Source organism: Fluctibacter halophilus (assembly GCF_020687825.1).
Lineage (GTDB): Bacteria > Pseudomonadota > Gammaproteobacteria > Enterobacterales > Alteromonadaceae > Fluctibacter > Fluctibacter halophilus.
Genome location: NZ_JAJEWP010000005.1, coordinates 114,869 through 135,231, shown reverse-complemented (window position 1 = coordinate 135,231; position 20,363 = coordinate 114,869). Strand labels below are relative to the sequence as shown.

21 protein-coding genes are annotated in these 20,363 nt (G+C 52.6%); 11 read left to right on the top strand and 10 right to left on the bottom strand.

Features of this window, described 5'->3' with window-relative positions; genetic code table 11:
- Positions 1 to 47: 47 nt before the first annotated feature.
- Complete coding sequence (gene rraA / locus LJ739_RS15250; protein ID WP_229161910.1) at positions 48 to 533, bottom strand: ribonuclease E activity regulator RraA; 486 nt, start codon at positions 531 to 533, stop codon at positions 48 to 50.
- Between the two features lie 176 nt (positions 534 to 709).
- On the opposite strand from rraA, the gene LJ739_RS15245 reads away from it, so the two are divergent.
- The 8 genes from LJ739_RS15245 to LJ739_RS15215 all read left to right on the top strand — a co-directional run bounded on the left by LJ739_RS15245 (position 710) and on the right by LJ739_RS15215 (position 6,984).
- Positions 710 to 1,222 carry a phosphatase PAP2 family protein gene (locus LJ739_RS15245; RefSeq protein WP_229161909.1) on the top strand — a complete coding sequence of 171 codons (513 nt, stop codon included), beginning with the start codon at positions 710 to 712 and terminating at the stop codon, positions 1,220 to 1,222.
- Between the two features lie 4 nt (positions 1,223 to 1,226).
- Positions 1,227 to 2,297, top strand: a complete 1,071-nt coding sequence (locus LJ739_RS15240; protein WP_229161907.1) for an MJ1255/VC2487 family glycosyltransferase — start codon at positions 1,227 to 1,229, stop codon at positions 2,295 to 2,297.
- A gap of 69 nt (positions 2,298 to 2,366) precedes the next feature.
- Positions 2,367 to 2,567, top strand: coding sequence for an LPS translocon maturation chaperone LptM (gene lptM, locus LJ739_RS19200; RefSeq protein ID WP_407646790.1), 201 nt, complete (start codon positions 2,367 to 2,369; stop codon positions 2,565 to 2,567).
- The gene (lysA, locus tag LJ739_RS15235; RefSeq protein WP_229161906.1) at positions 2,568 to 3,818 is read left to right on the top strand and encodes a diaminopimelate decarboxylase; all 1,251 of its coding nucleotides are present in this window, start codon (positions 2,568 to 2,570) and stop codon (positions 3,816 to 3,818) included.
- A 30-nt stretch (positions 3,819 to 3,848) separates the two neighbouring features.
- Positions 3,849 to 4,679: a diaminopimelate epimerase gene (dapF, locus tag LJ739_RS15230; protein WP_229161905.1), complete on the top strand. Its 831-nt coding sequence runs from the start codon at positions 3,849 to 3,851 to the stop codon at positions 4,677 to 4,679.
- Positions 4,676 to 5,371 (top strand): DUF484 family protein, encoded by a 696-nt coding sequence (locus LJ739_RS15225; RefSeq protein ID WP_229161904.1) that lies wholly within the window; start codon positions 4,676 to 4,678, stop codon positions 5,369 to 5,371. Before dapF ends, LJ739_RS15225 begins: the two co-directional genes overlap by 4 nt.
- A complete protein-coding gene (locus tag LJ739_RS15220; protein WP_229161902.1) occupies positions 5,371 to 6,264 on the top strand; it encodes a tyrosine recombinase XerC in 894 nt (297 codons plus the stop codon). The genes LJ739_RS15225 and LJ739_RS15220 overlap by 1 nt, the downstream gene beginning before the upstream one ends.
- Before the next feature lie 3 nt (positions 6,265 to 6,267).
- A complete protein-coding gene (locus LJ739_RS15215; RefSeq protein ID WP_229161900.1) occupies positions 6,268 to 6,984 on the top strand; it encodes an HAD-IA family hydrolase in 717 nt (238 codons plus the stop codon).
- A gap of 3 nt (positions 6,985 to 6,987) precedes the next feature.
- Here LJ739_RS15215 and cysE read toward each other — a convergent pair whose 3' ends face one another.
- The gene (gene cysE, locus LJ739_RS15210) at positions 6,988 to 7,791 is read right to left on the bottom strand and encodes a serine O-acetyltransferase (protein WP_229161898.1); all 804 of its coding nucleotides are present in this window, start codon (positions 7,789 to 7,791) and stop codon (positions 6,988 to 6,990) included.
- Between the two features lie 167 nt (positions 7,792 to 7,958).
- Here cysE and uvrD point away from each other — a divergent pair, with 167 nt between their 5' ends.
- The gene (uvrD, locus tag LJ739_RS15205; protein WP_229161896.1) at positions 7,959 to 10,127 is read left to right on the top strand and encodes a DNA helicase II; all 2,169 of its coding nucleotides are present in this window, start codon (positions 7,959 to 7,961) and stop codon (positions 10,125 to 10,127) included.
- 117 nt (positions 10,128 to 10,244) lie between these two features.
- Positions 10,245 to 11,447, top strand: a complete 1,203-nt coding sequence (locus LJ739_RS15200) for a sensor domain-containing diguanylate cyclase (protein WP_229161894.1) — start codon at positions 10,245 to 10,247, stop codon at positions 11,445 to 11,447.
- Here the strand turns inward: LJ739_RS15200 and rarD are convergent.
- Together rarD and LJ739_RS15190 are read right to left on the bottom strand one after the other, a co-directional pair.
- Positions 11,419 to 12,336: an EamA family transporter RarD gene (gene rarD, locus LJ739_RS15195; RefSeq protein ID WP_229161891.1), complete on the bottom strand. Its 918-nt coding sequence runs from the start codon at positions 12,334 to 12,336 to the stop codon at positions 11,419 to 11,421. The genes LJ739_RS15200 and rarD overlap by 29 nt on opposite strands.
- Positions 12,337 to 12,418: 82 nt before the next feature.
- A complete protein-coding gene (locus LJ739_RS15190; protein ID WP_229161888.1) occupies positions 12,419 to 13,342 on the bottom strand; it encodes a pepsin/retropepsin-like aspartic protease family protein in 924 nt (307 codons plus the stop codon).
- 146 nt (positions 13,343 to 13,488) lie between these two features.
- Between LJ739_RS15190 and LJ739_RS15185 the strand changes: the two genes are divergently transcribed.
- Entirely contained in the window at positions 13,489 to 15,114 is a 1,626-nt protein-coding gene (locus LJ739_RS15185) for a diacylglycerol kinase family protein (RefSeq protein WP_229161886.1), read from the top strand.
- 27 nt (positions 15,115 to 15,141) lie between these two features.
- Here the strand turns inward: LJ739_RS15185 and LJ739_RS15180 are convergent, their stop codons facing one another.
- The 6 genes from LJ739_RS15180 to proB all read right to left on the bottom strand — a co-directional run bounded on the left by LJ739_RS15180 (position 15,142) and on the right by proB (position 20,360).
- The gene (locus LJ739_RS15180) at positions 15,142 to 15,705 is read right to left on the bottom strand and encodes a lipid-binding SYLF domain-containing protein (protein WP_229161884.1); all 564 of its coding nucleotides are present in this window, start codon (positions 15,703 to 15,705) and stop codon (positions 15,142 to 15,144) included.
- Between the two features lie 270 nt (positions 15,706 to 15,975).
- Complete coding sequence (locus LJ739_RS15175; protein ID WP_229161882.1) at positions 15,976 to 16,260, bottom strand: hypothetical protein; 285 nt, start codon at positions 16,258 to 16,260, stop codon at positions 15,976 to 15,978.
- Positions 16,260 to 16,457, bottom strand: a complete 198-nt coding sequence (locus LJ739_RS15170) for a DUF1328 domain-containing protein (RefSeq protein ID WP_229161880.1) — start codon at positions 16,455 to 16,457, stop codon at positions 16,260 to 16,262. The genes LJ739_RS15175 and LJ739_RS15170 overlap by 1 nt, the downstream gene beginning before the upstream one ends.
- 189 nt (positions 16,458 to 16,646) lie before the next feature.
- Positions 16,647 to 17,897, bottom strand: a complete 1,251-nt coding sequence (locus LJ739_RS15165; protein ID WP_229161878.1) for an MFS transporter permease — start codon at positions 17,895 to 17,897, stop codon at positions 16,647 to 16,649.
- Positions 17,898 to 18,006: 109 nt separating this feature from the next.
- On the bottom strand, positions 18,007 to 19,254 hold the full coding sequence (locus LJ739_RS15160) for a glutamate-5-semialdehyde dehydrogenase (RefSeq protein ID WP_229161875.1): 1,248 nt from the start codon (positions 19,252 to 19,254) through the stop codon (positions 18,007 to 18,009).
- Positions 19,251 to 20,360, bottom strand: coding sequence for a glutamate 5-kinase (proB, locus tag LJ739_RS15155; RefSeq protein ID WP_267494395.1), 1,110 nt, complete (start codon positions 20,358 to 20,360; stop codon positions 19,251 to 19,253). The genes LJ739_RS15160 and proB overlap by 4 nt, the downstream gene beginning before the upstream one ends.
- Positions 20,361 to 20,363 lie beyond the last annotated feature (3 nt).

The following is a 20,363-nucleotide window of genomic DNA, read 5'->3' as shown; positions in this document are numbered from 1 at the left end:
CGGTTGAATAGCAATAAAAAAAGGGCCGATGGCCCTTTTTTTGTGCGCTAGTCGATGTCGAGAGGTTCCGGAGACAGTATGATCCCTGTGCTGTCGGCATAGATATGATCTTCCGGCAGGAATGTCACGCCACCAAAATTAACCGCTACATCCGCTTCACCGGTCTGCTCAAAGTCGGCGTTGACCGGAATGGATGCCAACGCATGAATGCCCAAATCAATGTCTTCAAGGGCATCGACATCACGCACACTGCCGTAACAGACGATGCCTTCCCAACCGTTTTCAACCGCGATCATGGCTGTGTTTGCGTCTATCAGTGCACGACGGGTAGAGCCGCCGCCATCGACCAACAGCACCTTGCCAGCACCATTTTGGGTAAGGACTTTATCGATCAACCCCTTGTCTTCAAAACACTTGATGGTTGAGACCTCACCACCATAAGAGGCTCGGCCGCCATAACTGACAAACATCGGATCAACCACATCCACATTGTCGGCGAATAAATCACAAAGCTCGGAGGTGTTGTAGTCCATACGTCGGTTCCATACCCAAGGCTGTTTCTGACAGAGTAGTGGCAGATATTCACTTTGTAAAACAGTTCTTTGTAAAGACGTCCCTGGCGACTGTCATAAACACTTCGCTGGATTGTCACATCTGTGTCACAGCCCCTGCGTACTGTGCAGGTCAGTAACAGGGAGAGGTGGTGACCATGAACCGCTTAACCAAAACTGACACCCGATTGTTTTACTGGCTATTTAATATGACAGCCAATCGTGACTGTCGCTGGATACGCTGGGTTTCACGTACCGGGGATGGCCATCTGTACTTCTTGATAGGACTCGCGCTGTGGGCATTCGATCCCCTGCATGGCGCCCTGTTTTTGTACTCTGCATTGATTGCCTATGCGCTGGAATTACCGCTTTACGTGGTGCTGAAAAAGGCCTTCAAGCGACAACGGCCCTGTGACCTGTTCAAAAACCTGCACGCCCACATTACACCGTCAGATAAATTCAGTTTGCCTTCTGGGCACACTGCCGCGGCTTTCCTGATGGCATCCCAGGTAGTGCACTTTTATCCCACCATGGCATTTATTGCCTATCCCTGGGCGTGCACCATCGGACTTTCCCGCGTGTTGCTGGGGGTTCACTATCCCAGTGACATTGTGGTCGGCGCGTGTCTTGGTTTGATGATTTCCTCCTTCAGTCTGGTGGTTTTAGTGTAGGACGATGAAAATACTGTATGGCGTACAAGGCACCGGCAATGGTCATATTGCCCGGGCCAGGGTAATGGCAAAAGCACTGGCACGACGCAGCGAACTGTCGGTGGATTTTGTGTTTAGCGGCCGTCAGCCGCAGGGCTACTTTGACATGGATGTGTTTGGTCAGTACGAGGCCCTGCGAGGACTGACGTTCAGCACCCGAAAAGGACGTGTCAGCCAGTGGCAAACCCTGAAACAAGCCAATCTTGTGCAACTGTGGCGTGATATCCGCCAATGCGATACGACGTCCTATGATGTGGTGTTGAACGACTTTGAGCCGATCACCGCCTGGGCGGCGAAACGGGATAACACACCGTGCATATCGATCAGTCACCAGGCATCCTTTGCTTATCCGGTTCCAAAACAGGGTGATCGCTTTGTTGACCGACTATTGACCCGCTTTTTCGCCCCGGGAGACATACAACTGGGCGTGCACTGGTATCATTTTGGCCACACCATCATGCCACCGTTCATCGAAGAAGCTCTGGACGTGCAACCGGATGAAAAACACTGTCTGGTGTACTTGCCCTTTGAGGAAGTGCCGGCCATTACAGCCTTGTTGTCGAGTCAACCGGACACCGCGTTTCAGTGCTTCCATCCGCACATCAGAGACGATCACACCAGCGGCAACATTCATTGGTGCAAACCGTCCAAACCCCGTTTCCAGCATGCCATCAAACATTGCAGCGGTGTGATTGCCAACGCAGGCTTTGAATTGTCCAGTGAAGCGTTGCAGCTGGGCAAAAAGCTGTTACTCAAACCCCTGGCGGGACAATACGAACAGTTGTCCAACGTACTCACACTACAACAGCTTGATCTGTGTACTAGCATGCAAACGCTCGACCTCCAGACCATGCAACATTGGCTACAACTGCCTGCGCCGGAACCGGTGACGTTTCCGAGCAACCCCGATCTGTTTATCGATTGGTTGCTGAATGAAGAGTGGGAGGATACTGAGCAGATCTGCAAGGCATTGTGGGCGCAGGTCAACTACCCCCATTCGGTAAAACAACGGCTGCTTAAGCTGGCTACCAGCTGACCTTCTCACCTTATGCCATCGGATGGTTAAAATTCCCATTCGGTTATTGATTTTTCCCCCACCGATGGGATGATACCGGCATCATCAAATTATCCGAGAGTCCTTGGTATGCAGCCGACTTTCCGCCGTTGTTTCGCGCTCATCTGCCTGTTATTCACCCTTGGCGCCTGTGGCAATAAAGGGCCGCTAACCGCGCCTCCACCGGCAGATAATGCGCCTGAACAACAAACACCACCCGCGCAATCGCCTGATCAAGAACAGGGGGCCTGAGTGGACTTTTTCCAGTACCAGAATCAACGTTTGTTTGCAGAGCAGTGTGATGTCACTGAGCTGGCCAGGCAACACGGCACGCCTTTGTATGTCTACAGCCGAGCCACCATTGAACGTCACTGGCATGCCTTTGACCGGGCAGCAGGCAAACATCCACATTTGGTCTGCTATGCGGTAAAGGCCAACTCCAACCTGGGCGTGCTGAGTGTACTGGCCAAGCTTGGCTCCGGCTTTGATATTGTATCCGGCGGTGAGTTGGCGAGGGTACTTGAAGCTGGCGGTGATCCCGCCAAAGTGGTGTTTTCCGGTGTGGGCAAAACCCGCGAAGAAATTGGTGAAGCCCTGGATGCCAATATCCTGTGTTTTAACGTTGAGTCAGAAGCGGAACTGGCGCGCATTGATGAGGTAGCCGGAGCCCGAGGCAAGCAGGCACCGATTTCGATCCGAATAAATCCAGACGTTGACGCCAAGACACACCCGTACATTTCGACCGGATTAAAAGCCAACAAATTCGGCGTCGCCCGGGACCACGCCGTGCGTATCTACCAACTGGCCGCCAGCTATCCGAACCTGGATGTGGTTGGGATGGATTGTCATATCGGCAGCCAGTTAACCGACAGCACGCCCTTTGTCGATGCCTTAGATCGCTTGTTGGCATTGATTGATGAACTGGCAGAGCAAGGCATCCACATTCGCCACCTGGATGTGGGCGGCGGTCTGGGTGTGAATTACCGTGAGGAGACTCCCCCACATCCCGACCAATATGTCGAAGCCTTGATGACCCGCATGGCACAACGACCGGATTTAACTCTGATTTTTGAGCCCGGACGTGCAATCATGGCCAATGCTGGCATATTGCTGACCGAAGTTGAGTTTCTGAAAGAAGGTGAAGAAAAGAATTTTGCCATCGTTGATGCTGCGATGAATGATTTGCTGCGCCCGGCGTTGTATTCAGCCTGGCAGCGGATCATCGAAGTGGATCAATCTCTGCAACGCACTCACCGCATCTATGACGTGGTGGGACCGGTGTGCGAAACCGGCGACTTTTTGGGTAAAGATCGCGAGTTGGGGATCCAGGCCGGCGATTTATTGGCCGTGCGCAGTGCGGGTGCCTATGGCTTTGTGATGGCCTCCAATTACAACAGTCGGCCCCGCGCGGCCGAAATCCTGGTGGATGGCGAACGGGCTTTTCTGGTGCGTGAACGAGAAAAACGACAAGACCTATGGAAAGGAGAGCATAAAGTTTCGTAAACTAGCGAAAACGATGCCGAATATGTGGTAATGCAAATCCAATTTTCTAAGATGCAAGGACTTGGCAATGACTTTGTCGTTGTCGACAACGTCACGCAAAACGTGTTTTTCTCCAAAGAGAAAATCGTCCAACTGGCTGACCGCAATTTTGGTATCGGCTTCGATCAGTTGTTGCTGGTTGAGCCTCCTTATGATCCTGAACAGGACTTCCACTATCGTATTTTCAATGCGGATGGCTCGGAAGTGTCCCAATGCGGAAATGGCGCCCGTTGTTTTGCCCGTTTTGTGCGCATGAAAGGGCTGACCAACCGCAATAAGATCGTTGTCAGCACCAAAGCAGGTCGCATGGTCATGTACCTTGAAAAGGATGGCCAGGTGACGGTCAACATGGGAAAGCCACAGTTCGACCCTGTCGACATCCCGCTGAAAGCGAATAAAGAAGAAGGCACTTACATTATCCGCGCCGACGAGCAGACCTTCTTTGTCGGTGCCGTGTCGATGGGCAATCCACACTGTGTACTGACGGTAGACGATATCGACCAAGCGGATGTCGAAACCACTGGCCCCATACTGACCCAGCACGAACGTTTCCCTGAAGGGGTCAACGTTGGCTTTATGCAAATACTGAATGACAGTCACATCAAGCTGCGGGTTTACGAGCGCGGCTGTGGTGAAACCCTGGCCTGTGGAAGCGGCGCATGCGCAGCAGTTGCAGTTGGGCAAGTTCAAGGTAAACTGGGCAAAGATGTTCAGGTAGATTTACCTGGTGGCAGTCTGCGGATCCGTTGGCAGGGCAAAGACAATGTGCTCAAGATGACCGGGCCCGCCGAGCACATTTTTGATGGATATTTGAGCCTATGAATGAAGTATCGGGACAATCCTGCGCCAAAGCACCCTTGACCGAATTGGACAGTGTCGCTGCCGTCAGCGACGCCGATGTGGTTGCGTACCTGCAGGCCAACCCTGACTTTTTCATTCAGCACCCCGATATTCTCGAACAGCTGCAGATCCCTCATCAGCAAAAAGGTAGCGTATCTCTGGTCGAGTTACAGAGCGAGCAGCTACGAGCCAAGTCACGACAGCTCAGTATCAAACTCAATCAGTTGATCGACATCGCCAAGCAGAATGAAGCCATCTATCGGGTTTATGCCGATCTGAACATGCGCTTGCTCAAGTGCCGTTATTTCAGCGAAGTCACTGACGTTTTGCGAGACGCGATGATCAATCAATTGAAATTGGCATCGGTCACTTTGCGGGCCTTCAGCGGCGCCAATGCTCTTCCTGAGATTCAACGTAAGTTATTCATTGAAAAGCGATTTAAAAAAGAATGTTTCTTCTTTGGTCGTTTAAGCCAACACGAGAAACAACTGTTGTTTGGTGTCCAGCCGGCCGAGTCTGCCGCCCTGATGTTGCTGGGCGATAAAGGCGAACTGGGCATTCTGGCAGTGGGCAGCCGAGACCCGAGCCACTTCAATCCGGACATGGACACATTGCTGATTTCTCAGCTCCAACAGTTTCTCAACATATTGTTGCCCAAACTGGCAGGCTACTGATGTCTGGGCCACATGGCATGCATGCCTGGCTGGATAAATTCATCGAACACCTTCATTACGAGCGCAACCTGGCCCAGGCGACCCGCGTTCATTATCGTCGCCAGCTCGACACCGTCATGGCACTGGCAGCGATCAATGATTGGTCCGAGCTGGATAGCCGCAAAGTGCGCGAGGTATTGCAACGTAGCAGGCGCCAAAACCTTTCTCCGCGCTCATTGGCATTACGGCTATCTGCGTTACGCGGCTTGTGCGAGTTTTTAGTCGCCCATAACGTGTTAAAAAGCAACCCCGCCAAGGGTATCCAGCCGCCTAAGCAAGGGCGCCCTCTGCCAAAGCAACTGCATGTGGACCAAGTTCAGCAGCTCCTGACCATCGCCCCTGACTCACCGATGGCCATTCGTGATCGCGCCATGTTCGAACTGGCCTATGGGTGTGGGTTACGGTTGTCCGAGTTACAGGGGCTTAACGTCGGCGATGTGCTCGCCAATGGTCAACTTCGGGTCTGGGGTAAAGGTAGCAAGGAACGCCGCGTCCCCATTGGACGACAGGCCAGAGACTGGCTGCAAAAATGGCTGGCTGTGCGCGAACAGTGGCGTCAGGATCACGAGCCCGCCTTGTTTCTGAGCCAGCGTAAACAACGTATTGGTGTGCGGCAAATTGCCAAGCGGCTGGCCCATTGGGCTCGCCAGCAGGGATTGGACGTTACCGTCAATCCACATAAATTAAGACACTCTTTTGCCACCCATATTCTTGAATCCAGCGGCGATCTGCGCGGTGTGCAGGAGTTGCTCGGACACGCCAACCTGTCCACCACCCAGATCTATACCCACCTGGATTTTCAACACCTGGCCAAGGTCTACGATAAGGCGCACCCGCGCGCCAAGAAAGGATAGTTTATGCGCTGGTATCGACGCCTGCCCAAACCGGCCGCCCTCAGTTTTGATCTCGATGATACCCTGTATGACAACACCCCGGTGATGCGTCGTGCAGAACAGGCATTGCGCGCTTACCTGCACCAAGAATGGCCCGCCACACAATCACTTGCTCCTTCCTACTGGCGGGACTGTCGCGACCATGTGCTGTCTCGGCAGCCCCGACTGGCCACCGATATGGGTGCGCTGCGTCTGCACACCCTAACCCACGGCCTGTCTTTAGCTGGCTGTAAAGAGCCTCAGCTCTCTCGCTTGGTCGAGGATGCATTCAACCACTTTTACGCGGTTCGAAGTGACTTCAAAGTAGATAAGACTATATGTTCTTTATTAAGCAGGTGTGCACAACGGTGGCCACTGGTGGCCATTACCAATGGCAATGTGAACCTTAAGGCAATTGGCATCGCAGACTACTTTGACCTGTGTCTGCATGCCAATCTGCAGCAGCCGATGAAACCTGATGGCACCATGTTCACCATCGCTCAGCAACACCTTGACCTGCCCGCCCAGCACATCTTGCACATCGGAGACAATCTGGAGAAAGACGTTATGGGCGCCCGTCGTGCCGGTTACAGCACTGCCTGGTATGCACACAACCGGCCCATGTCATTGCAACATGAGCCTGTTCAGGTGTTACCCGATATTCAGCTTGATACGCTGGATGAACTGCTTGAGCTGGCTTAGATCTCAGTCCTCTAAAACGTTCTGATCCATGGTTTCACAGGGGTTTTCGCAACAGGGGCGACCCACGATTTTAGCCGGCACACCCACTACAGTGACGTGGGCAGGTACATCACTCAGTACCACACTACCGGCTCCCACCTTGGAGCCTCTGCCAATTTCGATATTGCCGAGGATTTTAGCGCCGGACCCGACCATGACACCCTGGCGGATCTTCGGATGACGATCACCAGATTCATTGCCGGTCCCTCCCAGGGTTACCGACTGCAGGATAGATACATTGTCCTCAATCACCGTGGTCTCGCCGACCACAATGCCGGTGGCATGGTCAAACATCACGCCGCGACCAAACTGCGCTGCCGGATGAATATCAACACCGAACACCTGGGAGTTACGGCTTTGAATGAACAGCGCAAGATCCGTGCGTCTTCGTTTCCACAGGTAATGGGCCAGTCGATGAACCTGAATCGATTGGAAGCCTTTAAAGTGGATCAGTACCGTCAGGTAGGAATGCACAGCAGGGTCGCGGTCAAACACCGCCTTGATGTCACTGATAGCAGCATCCACGATGGCGGGCTCGAGCATATAGGCCTCATCGAACACTTCACGAATGGCCAGCACCTGCATCACATCATCTTTCATTTTATTCGACAAAATAAAACTCAACGCCGCTTCAAAGTTGTGATGAGCAAGAATGCAGGCATGAATAAAACTGGCCAATAAAGGCTCCTGACGGATCACTTGCTCCGCTTCTTGTTTCAATGTCTGCCAAAAAGTGTCGGTATGGTGTAGGGGTGCTGTGGCGCTCATGCTGTTCCGTAGTGATGATTGAGGCAAAACACAAGTGTAACGGTTGTTACCGGGTTTTGCCGAATAGCAATGGGTTCTATCTAATAGCGAATCCAATTAAGTGTATAAAAACACAGTATGTATCGGTATACTTTGCGGCTGAAGTAAGCTACCCCAAAGGACCTCAGATGGACGTATCGCGGTTACTCGACCAACTCAATGAGCGACAACGACAAGCAGTCGGTGCTGACGCCAAAGACATGCTGGTGCTGGCAGGTGCAGGCTCAGGTAAAACGCGGGTACTGGTCCATCGTATTGCATGGTTGATGGAAGTAGAGAATATCGCGCCATTCAGCATTCTGGCGGTTACCTTTACCAATAAAGCAGCGCGGGAAATGCGTGGTCGGGTAGAACACCTGATGGGACGTTCTCTGCACACCATGTGGATGGGCACGTTTCATGGGCTGGCGCATCGATTACTACGCAGCCACTATCAGGAAGCCAACCTGCCACAAAACTTTCAAATCCTCGATTCAGACGATCAGTACCGGCTGATCAAGCGGGTGCTCAAGTCCATGAACCTGGATGAAAAGCACTGGGCACCAAAGCACATACAATGGTACATCAACGGCAATAAAGATGAAGGACTGCGCCCCCAGCACATCGAGGTCAATGACGATCCGACCCAGCGCCAGATGCGTGAAATATACCAGGTCTATCAACAAACCTGCGATCGTTCAGGGCTGGTCGACTTCGCTGAACTGTTGCTGCGCGCCCACGAATTGTGGGTCAACCATCCCGACGTACTGGCCCATTATCAGCGCCGTTTCCGGGCTATTCTGGTCGACGAGTTCCAGGACACCAATAACATCCAGTACGCTTGGCTGCGAATGCTAAAAACCCCTGAAAATACCATGGTCATTGTGGGCGATGACGACCAGTCCATTTACGGTTGGCGTGGTGCGAATGTTGAAAATATTCAGCATTTCCTGCGTGACTTCCCCGGCGCAGAAACCATCCGATTGGAGCAGAATTACCGTTCTACCGGTCACATTCTCAAAGCAGCCAACGCGGTGATCGATCATAACCAGGGTCGTCTGGGTAAAGAGTTATGGACCGATGATCGGGATGGCGAGAAAATTTCCGTTTACGCCGGCTTCAACGAACTGGATGAAGCGCGGTTTATCATTGCCCGTATCAAAGAATGGCGGGACCAGGGCGACGCACTGGAAGACGTGGCCATTTTATACCGCAACAATGCCCAATCCCGGGTCCTTGAAGAGGCTTTGCTGCAGGAAAGCATACCGTATCGCATCTACGGCGGCTTACGCTTTTTCGAGCGTCAGGAAATCAAAGATGCACTGGGCTACCTGCGCATGGTGAATCACCCCGCTGATGATGCGGCGTTTGAACGGGTAGTGAACACGCCGGCTCGCGGTATTGGTGAGAAAACCCTGGCCCTGGTGCGGGATGCCGCCAAGAACACCAACCAGTCACTGTGGCAATCTGGATTGCAATTGCTCGGCGAAAAGCGTCTTTCAGGACGCGCAGCGAGTGCCTTGCAAGGCTTCGTTGACCTGATCCTTCACTTGCAGGAACACACGGCACAACAATGTCTGGATCAGCAGGCCGACACGGTGATACGTAGCAGTGGTTTATACGCCATGTACCAAGCCGAAAAAGGTGAAAAGGCGCAGTCACGGCTGGAAAACCTCGAAGAATTGGTCACTGCCTGCAAACAGTTTGATATGCCAGAGGATGTCGATAACATGACACCGCTCGCAGCTTTTCTGGCCCATGCCTCGCTGGAGGCCGGCGAAGCGCAGGCCGATGCGCACCAGGATGCGGTACAGATGATGACGATCCACACGGCCAAGGGACTGGAATTTCCATTGGTGTTTATCGCCGGTGTAGAAGAAGGCATGTTCCCCAGCCAGATGAGTCACGAAGAGCCTGGTCGTTTGGAAGAAGAACGACGCCTGTGTTACGTGGGTATGACCCGTGCAATGCGTAAACTCTATCTGACCTACGCCGAAAGCCGACGTATCTATGGCCAGGACAAGTACCACACAGTATCGCGCTTCATTCGGGAAATACCTGCTGACTGTGTTGAGGAAGTCCGCCTGCGCAATACGGTGAGTCGCCCGGTTCACAACCGTTTCCAGCCGGCCACCAGTCACGAAGTGTTCAATGACACCGGGCTGGCGCTGGGTCAACGGGTAGCGCATCCAAAGTTTGGTGACGGAACAGTGTTGAATTACGAGGGCTGTGGTGACCACGCCAGGGTGGAAGTAGGATTCGATGACTTTGGCAACAAATGGCTGATGATGGCCTACGCTAAACTGGTCCCGCTATAAGCACTGAACATTGACGGACAGCTGCCATCTGATAGATTGAGAGTAAATCCACGCGGCGGCTGTCCTATGCACCACAAAGTGCTCGTCATTGAACACCAACCTCACAGTACGAGGTTATTGAAGCGTGTCATTGGTAAAGCGCAGTTAACGGCCATTTGTTGCGATTCTCTGACTCAGGCCAAACAGGTGTTTAACCAAGAGTCACCTGAACAATTCCTGTGCGCCGTGGTCGACTACACTTTGCCTGACGCGCCTCACGGTGAAGGCATTCAGTTTGCAGTTGACGCGTTTCTTCCCACAATCGCCCTGACCACCGACCTCGACAATGAAATGCGCAAGCACGTGCTGGGCTTTGGCGTGGTTGATTACATCGTTAAAGACAGTGTCCAGGTGTTTGAATATCTTCAGCGTTTGCTGCACAGACTGGAAATCAACAAACACACCGGCGTGTTGGTGGTTGACAGTGAACGACGCTCCCGCAGCGCGCTATGCACCCGCCTCACCCAGCTAAACTTTCTGGTCTACCCTGCCAGCAATCCCGACCTTGCATTGCAGATCCAGGCCGAAACGCCAGACATAAAGCTCGTTCTGGTACATGACAATCTGGTAGAGCAGTCTGCCATTTCCCTGATCGCTCAGTTTCGTAAAAGTGCTGACGCTACCCAACTTGCGATCATCGGCATGACGGACAAACGCTCCGGTTCCATTTCGGCGCGATTAATGAAAAACGGCGCCAGTGACTTCCTTTACCTGCCCTGCGAACATGAAGAGTTTTTGTGCCGTGTTGTCCAGAACATGGATTACATCGATCAAATTGCAGAGATACAGCGGGCTGCCAACAGTGACTACCTGACGGGGCTGGCCAACCGACGGTACTTTTTCGAGCAACTTACCCGCTACCATGCCCGAGCGGGAGATGTGCTGGCACTGATGGATTTAGACCATTTTAAACGGGTCAATGATAATTACGGTCACGATGGTGGTGATAAAGTCCTTCAGCACGTGGCCAATCTCATCCAACAGCACTTCAAGCAGGATCTCACCGCGCGGTTTGGTGGTGAGGAATTTTGCCTGCTGGTCAGGGATGACAAACAGCAGCGTGCGCTGGAGCGCTTAGACGCCTTCAGGCGTGAAATGGAAGCCGCAACCATCCCCTACGAGAAACAAACCATACAATGTACCGTCAGCCTTGGCGCCGTCGGTTTTTGTCGTGATGAGCCGATAGAGCAGTTGCTTAAAAGTGCGGATGACAACCTCTACACGGCTAAGAAAAAGGGCCGCAACTGCCTTGTTATGACGCCGCCTGTTGAGAACGCTTGAGTTCTTTACGTCCCTGGCGATAGTTGCGCAACGAATCCAGACTGAAAATGACCAGCGCTGTCCAAACAAAGGCAAAGGTGATCAGCCGCGCCTGGCTCAGGGGCTCGTTATACAACGCCACGGCAAGCACAAACATCATGCTGGGTCCGATGTACTGGAAAAAACCCAACGTTGAATACATGATCCGTCTTGCCGCTGCGGTAAAACACAGCAACGGGGCAGTGGTGACAATACCGGCACTGATCAGGATCAGGTTCATCGACAGACTATTGGTCGTCAAGTCGCTGGCCGGTCCTGCGAACCAAATCCAGTAGGCCACCGCAAAAGGCAACATCATGCTGCTTTCCACCAACAACCCGGGCATGGAATCCACTGCCACTTGTTTGCGTAACAACCCGTACACCCCGAAACTACCCGCCAGCACCAATGCGATCCAGGGTACTTGCCCGTATGACACAACAAGAATCGTTACACCGATAAGCGCAACCACCACAGCCAATTGTTGCAGTGGACGCAGGCGTTCCCCCAGGAACAGGCGCCCCAGAAACACGTTCAGCAACGGGTTGATATAGTAGCCCAGACTGGCATCCAGCAGGTGATCGTTGTTCACTGCCCAAATAAACAATAACCAGTTACCTGCTAACAATATCCCGGACACCAATAGCACCCGCAACACTTTAAGATCGCCCAACGCCGTGGTGACCTTGCGCCACTGGCCCAGCGCCAAGACCAGGATCAACAGTACCAACACCGACCAGACAATTCGGTGAACGAGGATTTCCATCGCAGGGACATGGGTGAGCAGCTTGAAATACATGGGCGCAACGCCCCACATGCTATACGCTGCGATCGCGAACAAAACGCCAGCTTTTGCGGTTTTATCGGACATGGAAAGCTCTCGGGAAAGAAGAGACCGAGAGTGTCGGGGATACGGCCGTAAATTGCAATGCCATATCCCCCTTTATACAAGATTAATTAGTCTCTTCAGCCAGACCGAGGTGAACATGGCCGTATTTGTAGTCCAGTGTCAGGACGAAGTATTGCAGCACATCGTTGCCCAGCAATCCGTCAATTTTCTTGCCTTTGATGCGGGTTGCTCCTTGCGCCTTGCCCGTTTTAGTGATGGGCATATCCTGTCCGGCAACCGGCACCCATCCTTCAATATTGTCCAGTTCGTACGGGCCAATAGTGACCTTGTTGAAGGCAAAGGTATCGACCTGAGTTAGCTCAAGCACGTCCGGGGTCGGGCGGCTAACAGCTGACGATAACCAGCCCTTGTCGTCAGCAATACTGCGTTCCAGCAACACGCCGCCACTCAGGCCAGTATCCAGCACAAGCCACACATCTTCATCATCATTCAGAGACGCTTTGACGATCGGCATATAGTTTTCCCGATGAGTTTGAGACTCAACATTCTTTAATTTTGCCAAATCAACACTGCCAGGGCTCAACAGGCGCAGTCGCTCATTCGGGTAATCTATCTGAATGATAAAGTCATCGAAGAAACCTGCACCCAGCAAAATTGCCGTGTCGGGTACACCGATGTCAATCGATACCAGCTTGTCCATGGTAAAGTCGACGCCGAACATCTCGATGTCGACTTCGTTGTAACTTTGACGTTTTTCGTCACGATACACGGTGCGAATTTCAATAATTTTGCCTTCAGCAACGTCGGGGTTGTGTTGTTGAATGAAAGACTCGCTTATGGCATTAAATTCTGATGCCGTATCCAGAATGGCACGGGTACTGACGCCATCCAGTTCGATGGGAATGGAAATGCGTCCTTGCACCAGTTCAAAAGGCACCCACCGGGTTGCCCCCGCCAGTACCGACTGGCTGCACAGACTCACCAGCAACACCAGCGACAGTGCAATTGACTTCTTAAATGAAAACATCTTTCTATCCTTGATCATTGGGATTGCACACAGTGTAAGATAAAGTGAAGCTCAGAATTATTTCCGGTTGTAACAAAGGATGTTCGTAGGGGTAACGACAAGCCAAATTAGCATGGTCTGACATCCACACTTAAAAAGGATCCAAGATGTTCATCATCAAATATTACTTGGTAGCGGCTGCGGCATTTGCTGCGCTGGCCTGGTATCTGCCATGGTGGCTGCTACAGGCGCTGTGCTTGTGGATTGGCTTTTCACTGCTGGCTGTCTCCGTCGCCTATCTTTTTAAAGCACCGGGGATATTTCGCAAACGGGCGAATGGTTCGATCCCCCTGTACGTCCGTTGGTTATTCATTCCCTTCTTGCTTGGCGCACAGTTTTACAACCTATGGCAACGTAAGCGGGATGAGGTACCGGCCATTCAGGAAATCCAACCGGGACTATATCTGGCCTGCCGGTTATTCCCGTCAGATGTGCACACCTTACAGGCCAAAGGGGTTCAGGCCATTCTGGATGTCACCGCGGAATTTGACGGGCTGGATTGGACCGCCGAGTCGGAGGAACTTGCGTACCTCAACATTCCGGTCCTCGATCATCAAAGCCCTCCCCCTGGGCAATTGTTACAAGCCATTCGCTGGGTAGAGTATCAACGTCGCCAATCGCGGGGAGTCGTGATCCACTGTGCTTTGGGACGAGGTCGTTCAGTACTGGTTATGGCCGCCTACCTGCTGGCCAAAGATCGTCAGCGCACCGTGCGAGAAGTCCTCGAACAGATCCAGCAGATACGGACCACCGCAGCCCTGAACCGGGCGCAACTGCGGGCGTTGGAGAATGTGCATCGCGACGCTGTTCTGGATTTACGCCCCACCACCTGGCTAATTGCCAACCCGGTAGCCGGTGGGGGTAAATGGCAAACCTACCGGCGGGAAATCGAACAAATTCTCAGTCCCCATTACCTGCTTAAAACGGTCGAAACCAGCGAGTCAGTCAATGGCACTGCATTGGCCGAGAAGGCCCTGCAAAACGGCGCAATCAATGTGATCGCCTGCGGTGGTGATGGCACGGTCACTGAGGTCGCCAGCGCCCTGATCAACACGGAAGCGACCCTGGGTATCATTCCGTTAGGCACTGCCAACGCGCTGGCCCACGTTCTCTACGGTAGCAGCAGTAAGCTGTTGCCGGTGGAAGTGGCCTGTTCCCACATCGCCGAGGGTACCCGGCGTACCATTGATACCGCGCGCTGTAACGAACGAGTGATGTTGCTGGTTGCCGGCATTGGTTTCGAACAACAAATGATTTCTGCCGCGAACCGGGAACAAAAAGACATGTCGGGTCAATTTGCCTATCTCAACGCGCTATGGGAAGCGGTGCGACGCAACCAGCAAATGGCCCTCACTGTAAAGCTGGATGAGCAAGCAGAGCGTCCGCTGAATACCGGCAGCCTGGTGATTGCCAACGCAGCCCCCTTTACCACAGTATTGGCACAGGGAGGTGGAGCCCCAGATATTGAAGACGGCTTACTTGACATCACCTGGCTGGCAGAAGATGCCCGCCCGGAGAACCATCTGGTGAGCATGTTTGAATTGGCGCTGAGCGGCCTTGCCAATCAGGCGTTGGCCGATGATGTACACTACACCCGGGCGCGCCGCATTCGCATTCGCTCCCAGGACACCATTGAGTATGTGATTGACGGGGAACCTTACACTGATAACGAAGTGCTGGTTACCATTGTGCCCCGCTCACTGCGGGTATTCTGTGCCCCGATGGAGGAATAACCTCCATCAAAGGCACGTTGAACAGGTTCAGTTTAGCTCGTCATCGACCCAGAATTTGGTGCCTTTGATGGTCGCCTGCAAGGCGATCCCTGACTGCGTCAGCTGATACACGGTAATGTTGTCAACCGTTGCTTCCCCTCCGGCAGCGGCGCCTTTATCTCCGGCCTTTGCGGCGGCATCCGCCTGTGCACCAAACGCCCATCCATGTTCAATGAAGCGTGATAAAGCGGCTGCTTCGTGAAACACCATCACCAGACGAAAATCTTTTACACCCGCGCCAAATCCCAGTCCGGCTTCTGCCATTTTCATGTAGGTCACAGCCCCGCTACGGTTGTTTTTCACCACGCCGTAACCGCCGCCGAAACTCGCTAAGATTAAATTCACATTGGCACTGTCAAACACCGCATAGCCCACTGCGTCGCGGATTTGCGACTTCACACTGGGTTTTTCGGCATACAACTGCTGCAGCACTTCCTGTTGCATCGTCATCACCGCTGAACGACGTTCCGCCACACTTTGGCCCTGCTGAGCGGCGCAGCCCAGCAACATCATCGCCATCAACCCAATACTGACATAGCGTAATGCTGTCATTGTGTTTCTCCTTTTATTTGTGTACATCCAACATAGCAAAGCATTTGCGGATCCGTCACGTTACAGGGACTTTTTAGTATTGCCGTGAAACGGGTATTCACACCCCTGCATGTTGGCGACGTGCTTTTTCAGCGCTAAAGCTTGCCCATGTTATGGCTATTCAAGCCAGTCTTTCGTTTCGCGCACTCAGTAGTCGCTATTGATAGACACCGGACCACAAATACACAAACAGCCGACGTTGTCGGCTGCTTGTGTATCAAAAAAGCACCGTTAGCAATCTTTGTCTTCGGTATCTAGTTGCTCTTTGGCATTCTCACAGGCATCTTCAATCGCGTTGCCGACATCCGTCGCCTTATCATCAAGATCATCCCTGGCGTCTTCGGCCAGGTCTTTAACGTCATCACCTGCGTCTTCCAGCGCATCCTTGGATTCAGCAACCCATTCATCCACTTTCTTGCCGGTATCCTCGGCTGTGTCGTCCTCGCCACAGCCTCCCAGGGCCAGCAACGCAACCATCAACACACTGAATGGAACAAGTTTCACTACAGTCTTCATTATATTCTCCTTTTTAGACTCAGGGTTTTGCTACTTCGGCCAAGCAGGGCATTGGTCAATACTGAAATTACCCAAAATGCCACAAACAGATAAAACAATACTTTTGCAATACCCACAGCGGCGGCGGAAACAGCTGCAAAGCCGAGAACGCCCGCAATGACGGCAATGAAAAAAAACACTATTGCCCAACCTAACATTCTGCCTCCTTAGCCGAGCTTTTCGTCGACAGAAGACATTGCTCATTTCATGCCAACGTGAGCAAAAAGCTCATATCCACATGATTTATATGAATTTATTTAAAACAGACTTGCGCTACTCACAGCACATTCGTCGCTAATGTGCGACACCCCTAACGCAAACAGCCCAAGGTCTGCATACCCAACGGTTCATTTTTCCCGTTGCAGCCAACGACTGTGAACAACCCCCAGCAACATCAGACCGGCCATCAGCGCCGTGAGATGTTGACCCAGTACTGAATGTAGCAAGGCATAGAGCCCTCCTAATGCGAGTAACACATAACCAACACAGGTATTGGCGGTAGCAACAAATTCGGTCCGCTTTGTACCCTCGGCAATGTCCAGCAGATAGGTTTTTCGCCCGGTACGCACACCGGCATAGGATAATGACAGCAGGAAAAACAGCAGTACCGATACCCACACACCGGACCCTGCAACATCCAGATAGAACACCAGCGCCACGGCCGCGCAGGCGATGCCTGCGATCCGCAGCGTCAGCACCGCACTGCGGTCTGATAACTGACCCCAGACGTAGGAAGACAAGAATGTCGCGCAGGCACTGGCAATGATGAAATAGGCCAGTGACAAGGAACCGCTTTGCCCTTGAGCTTGCATCACAAAGTAAGGTGCAATAAGGGCGCCGTGCATTAGCAGACAGCGATTGATGATCAAATGACGCAGTGACGGATGGGATTGTATGCTATGCCACAGTGAAGCAGTGCCCTCGCCCTGTGAATCTTTCAACTCAGCGGACAATCCCCAGGACGGTAGCAACGCGGCCAGATAACCCATCGCCGCAACAAACAACAGCGCAGTGATGACCCCTTGCGCAATAACCTGTTCGCCAAATAGCAGCAAGCCGGCACCAAGCAAACTCAATATCCCCGACAGACTACTGGCCATGCCGACCAGGCGCCCACGACGCCCTTTCTCAACCAACACCCCTTGCATGTCTTTGCTGGTTAGGGAGCACAGCGCCCGGGCCACACTCAGCACGCCTAGCGCCACTAGGATGGCGGCACCTGCCATGGGGCCTGTCAATGTCATCGCAATCAGGGCCATGCTCAAAACGGCCATACCTTCAATCAGTATCCCTGTTTGCCATAGCCGAACCCGTTCCCGACAATCAGCGGTGCGTTGTTTGATGATGTATTGCGGGATCAGTGCGCCGGATTCACGTATCGGCACCAACAACGCTGTCATCCACGCAGGCGCCCCAAGGTGACCCAGCAACCAAGGCAGAGTGGTTTTTGCCGAGATCAGCACATCTGCCAGTTTGGTCAGCGTTGACATGGTAACCAAGCGCACAAAAGGCTGGGACGCTGATGGACCGCTCTGTTCTGACATATTGGTGTCTCCGACGATGGAAATGCTGAGCGCGTCAATAGCGCGTATCTGCACAGATTATCCTAGAGCCAGCCTCACGGGCGTGCAACAAAAGGTACTTGGAACAGAAAGTTAAGCACAAAAAAGGGCGCAAAAACTGCGCCCTTTTCATCCGACTGTTCGGTTAGGCGCGCACCTGTCCGGTACCATTCACAAGGTACTTTTCAGTGGTGAGGGATTCCAGACCCATCGGTCCGTACGCGTGCAGTTTGGTGGTTGCGATACCGATCTCGGCGCCCAGACCTAGCTGGCTGCCGTCAGAGAAACGGGATGATGCGTTTACCATCACCACCGACGCATCGACTGCCCGCTGGAACAGACGGGCGGTCTTTTCATTGCGGGTGCAAATCACTTCTGTATGGTTACTGCCAAACTGGCGGATATGTTGCAGCGCCTGCGGCATATCGTCCACCACTCTGACGGCAATCTCCAGTGCCAGATACTCTTCACCGAATTCATCATCTGCCAACACGGTACAGCCTTCAAAATGCTCAGCGGCGCGCTGACAGGCATTGATTTTGACCCCTTTGCGCGACAACGCCTCCGCCACAATGGGCAGGAACTGATCGGCGATTTCACGGTGTACAACCAATCCTTCAATGGCATTACACACCCCTGTGCGCTGGGTTTTACCGTTCAACAACAATTTCACTGCGGTGACAAAATCAGCATCTTTATCCACATACAGATGGCAAACACCTTTGAAGTGCTGAATAACAGGCACCTTGCTGTTATCGGTCACAAAGTTGATCAGGCCTTCACCACCGCGCGGAATGATCACATCAATGTAGTCGCGCTGCTCCATCAACTCCATCATGTGCTTACGGTCTGGATCGGGTACCACACTGACCAACGCTTCCGGCAAGTCATGTTCCTTCAGAACATCCTGCATCAAACGGGCTATAGCCATGCTGCTGACCAAGGCTTCTTTACCGCCACGCAAAATCACCGCATTGCCTGATTTGAAACACAATGCACCGGCATCAGCGGTCACGTTCGGACGCGCCTCATAAATCATACATACCACACCCAATGGCACGCGCATCTTACTGATTTCCAGGCCATTGGGACGCTGCCCCAGGCTGCGCTCTGCGCCAACAGGATCGGGTAACTCGGCGACCGTTTCGATGCCTTGCGCCATGTCCTCGATACGCTCATCGTTCAGGGTCAGACGATCCATCATTGCATCGGACAGTCCCTGCTCTTTGGCATGAGCCAGGTCTTTTTGGTTGGCTTCCATGATCGCCGCTTTGTTGTCACGAATGCGCGCCGCCATCTCACCCAGCACGGCATTCTTACGGGCTTCATCAAGGATAGAAAGTGTTTGTGCTGCAATCGCAGCGTTTTTAGCTAATTCGCTAATTAAGCTCATGATTTCTCCAATACTGCTATGTTCTTCTCAGAAATGATTGGGCCGGTCTTTTCCTGGAATTCTGAGGCAAATCTCTGATCATCCTGGTCTGCAATAAAACTCAGCAAACAACTGCTGTAATTGGAACGGGCTTTGGCCAACTTGGTCCCGTCACCCTTACGCACCAGAATGGTATCGCCTACCGAAAAATCGCCCTTCACTGCAACAATCTCGTCGCTGGTCAATTGCTGACTCTCCTGATCCAGCTGGATTTCAAAGTTGTCTTCAACAATCACTTCACCTTGTGCCTTGGACGTGTGCGTCATCCAATGCACATCTTCTTTCATCGGTTTTTCGAACGGCTGGAAATGGGTGCCTGGGTTCTTGCCATCCAACAACATGTTGAATGACAACTCGGTAAAGCCGTTGATGATAAACGTATCAATACCGTGAGAGACCGCTTTTTCTGCCGCTTGTATTTTAGTCTTCATGCCACCGGTACCCACATCACTGGTAGCACCGCCTGCCATTGCGTAGATGTCCTCATCAATATCCGCCACCCACGACAACAACTTGGCATCGTCATGGGTATGAGGATTCTTGTTGTACAAGCCATCCACATCCGAACAGATGATCAACGCATCGGCGTCTGCCGCAGCAGCAACCATGGCCGACAAATTGTCGTTATCACCCACTTTCAGTTTGTCAGTGGTTACCGTGTCGTTCTCATTGATGATCGGCAACACACCATGGTCCAGCAGACTGAAAACCGTTTCGCGCACACTGACGTAGCGTTCGCGGTCACGTAAATCAGCATGGGTCAGCAGGATCTGTGCTGAGGGGAAGTCAAACAACTTATCCCACGTCGCCATCATTTCCGTCTGTCCCGCTGCAGCCATGGCCTTTTTCACTGCGATGTTGCTTTTCTCATGCTCAGGAAACAGGTGAGAACCCGCTGCAACCGAACCTGAAGAGACCAGAACAACCTGGATCCCCTGCGTTCGGCAACGCACAATAAATTGTGCAATGCTGAGCAAGTAGTGGCTGCTACACCCCTGTTTATGAGGAGCGATCAATGCACTGCCCACTTTGATGACAATGCGCTTCCACTTTGAGTTGTTAATCATTTC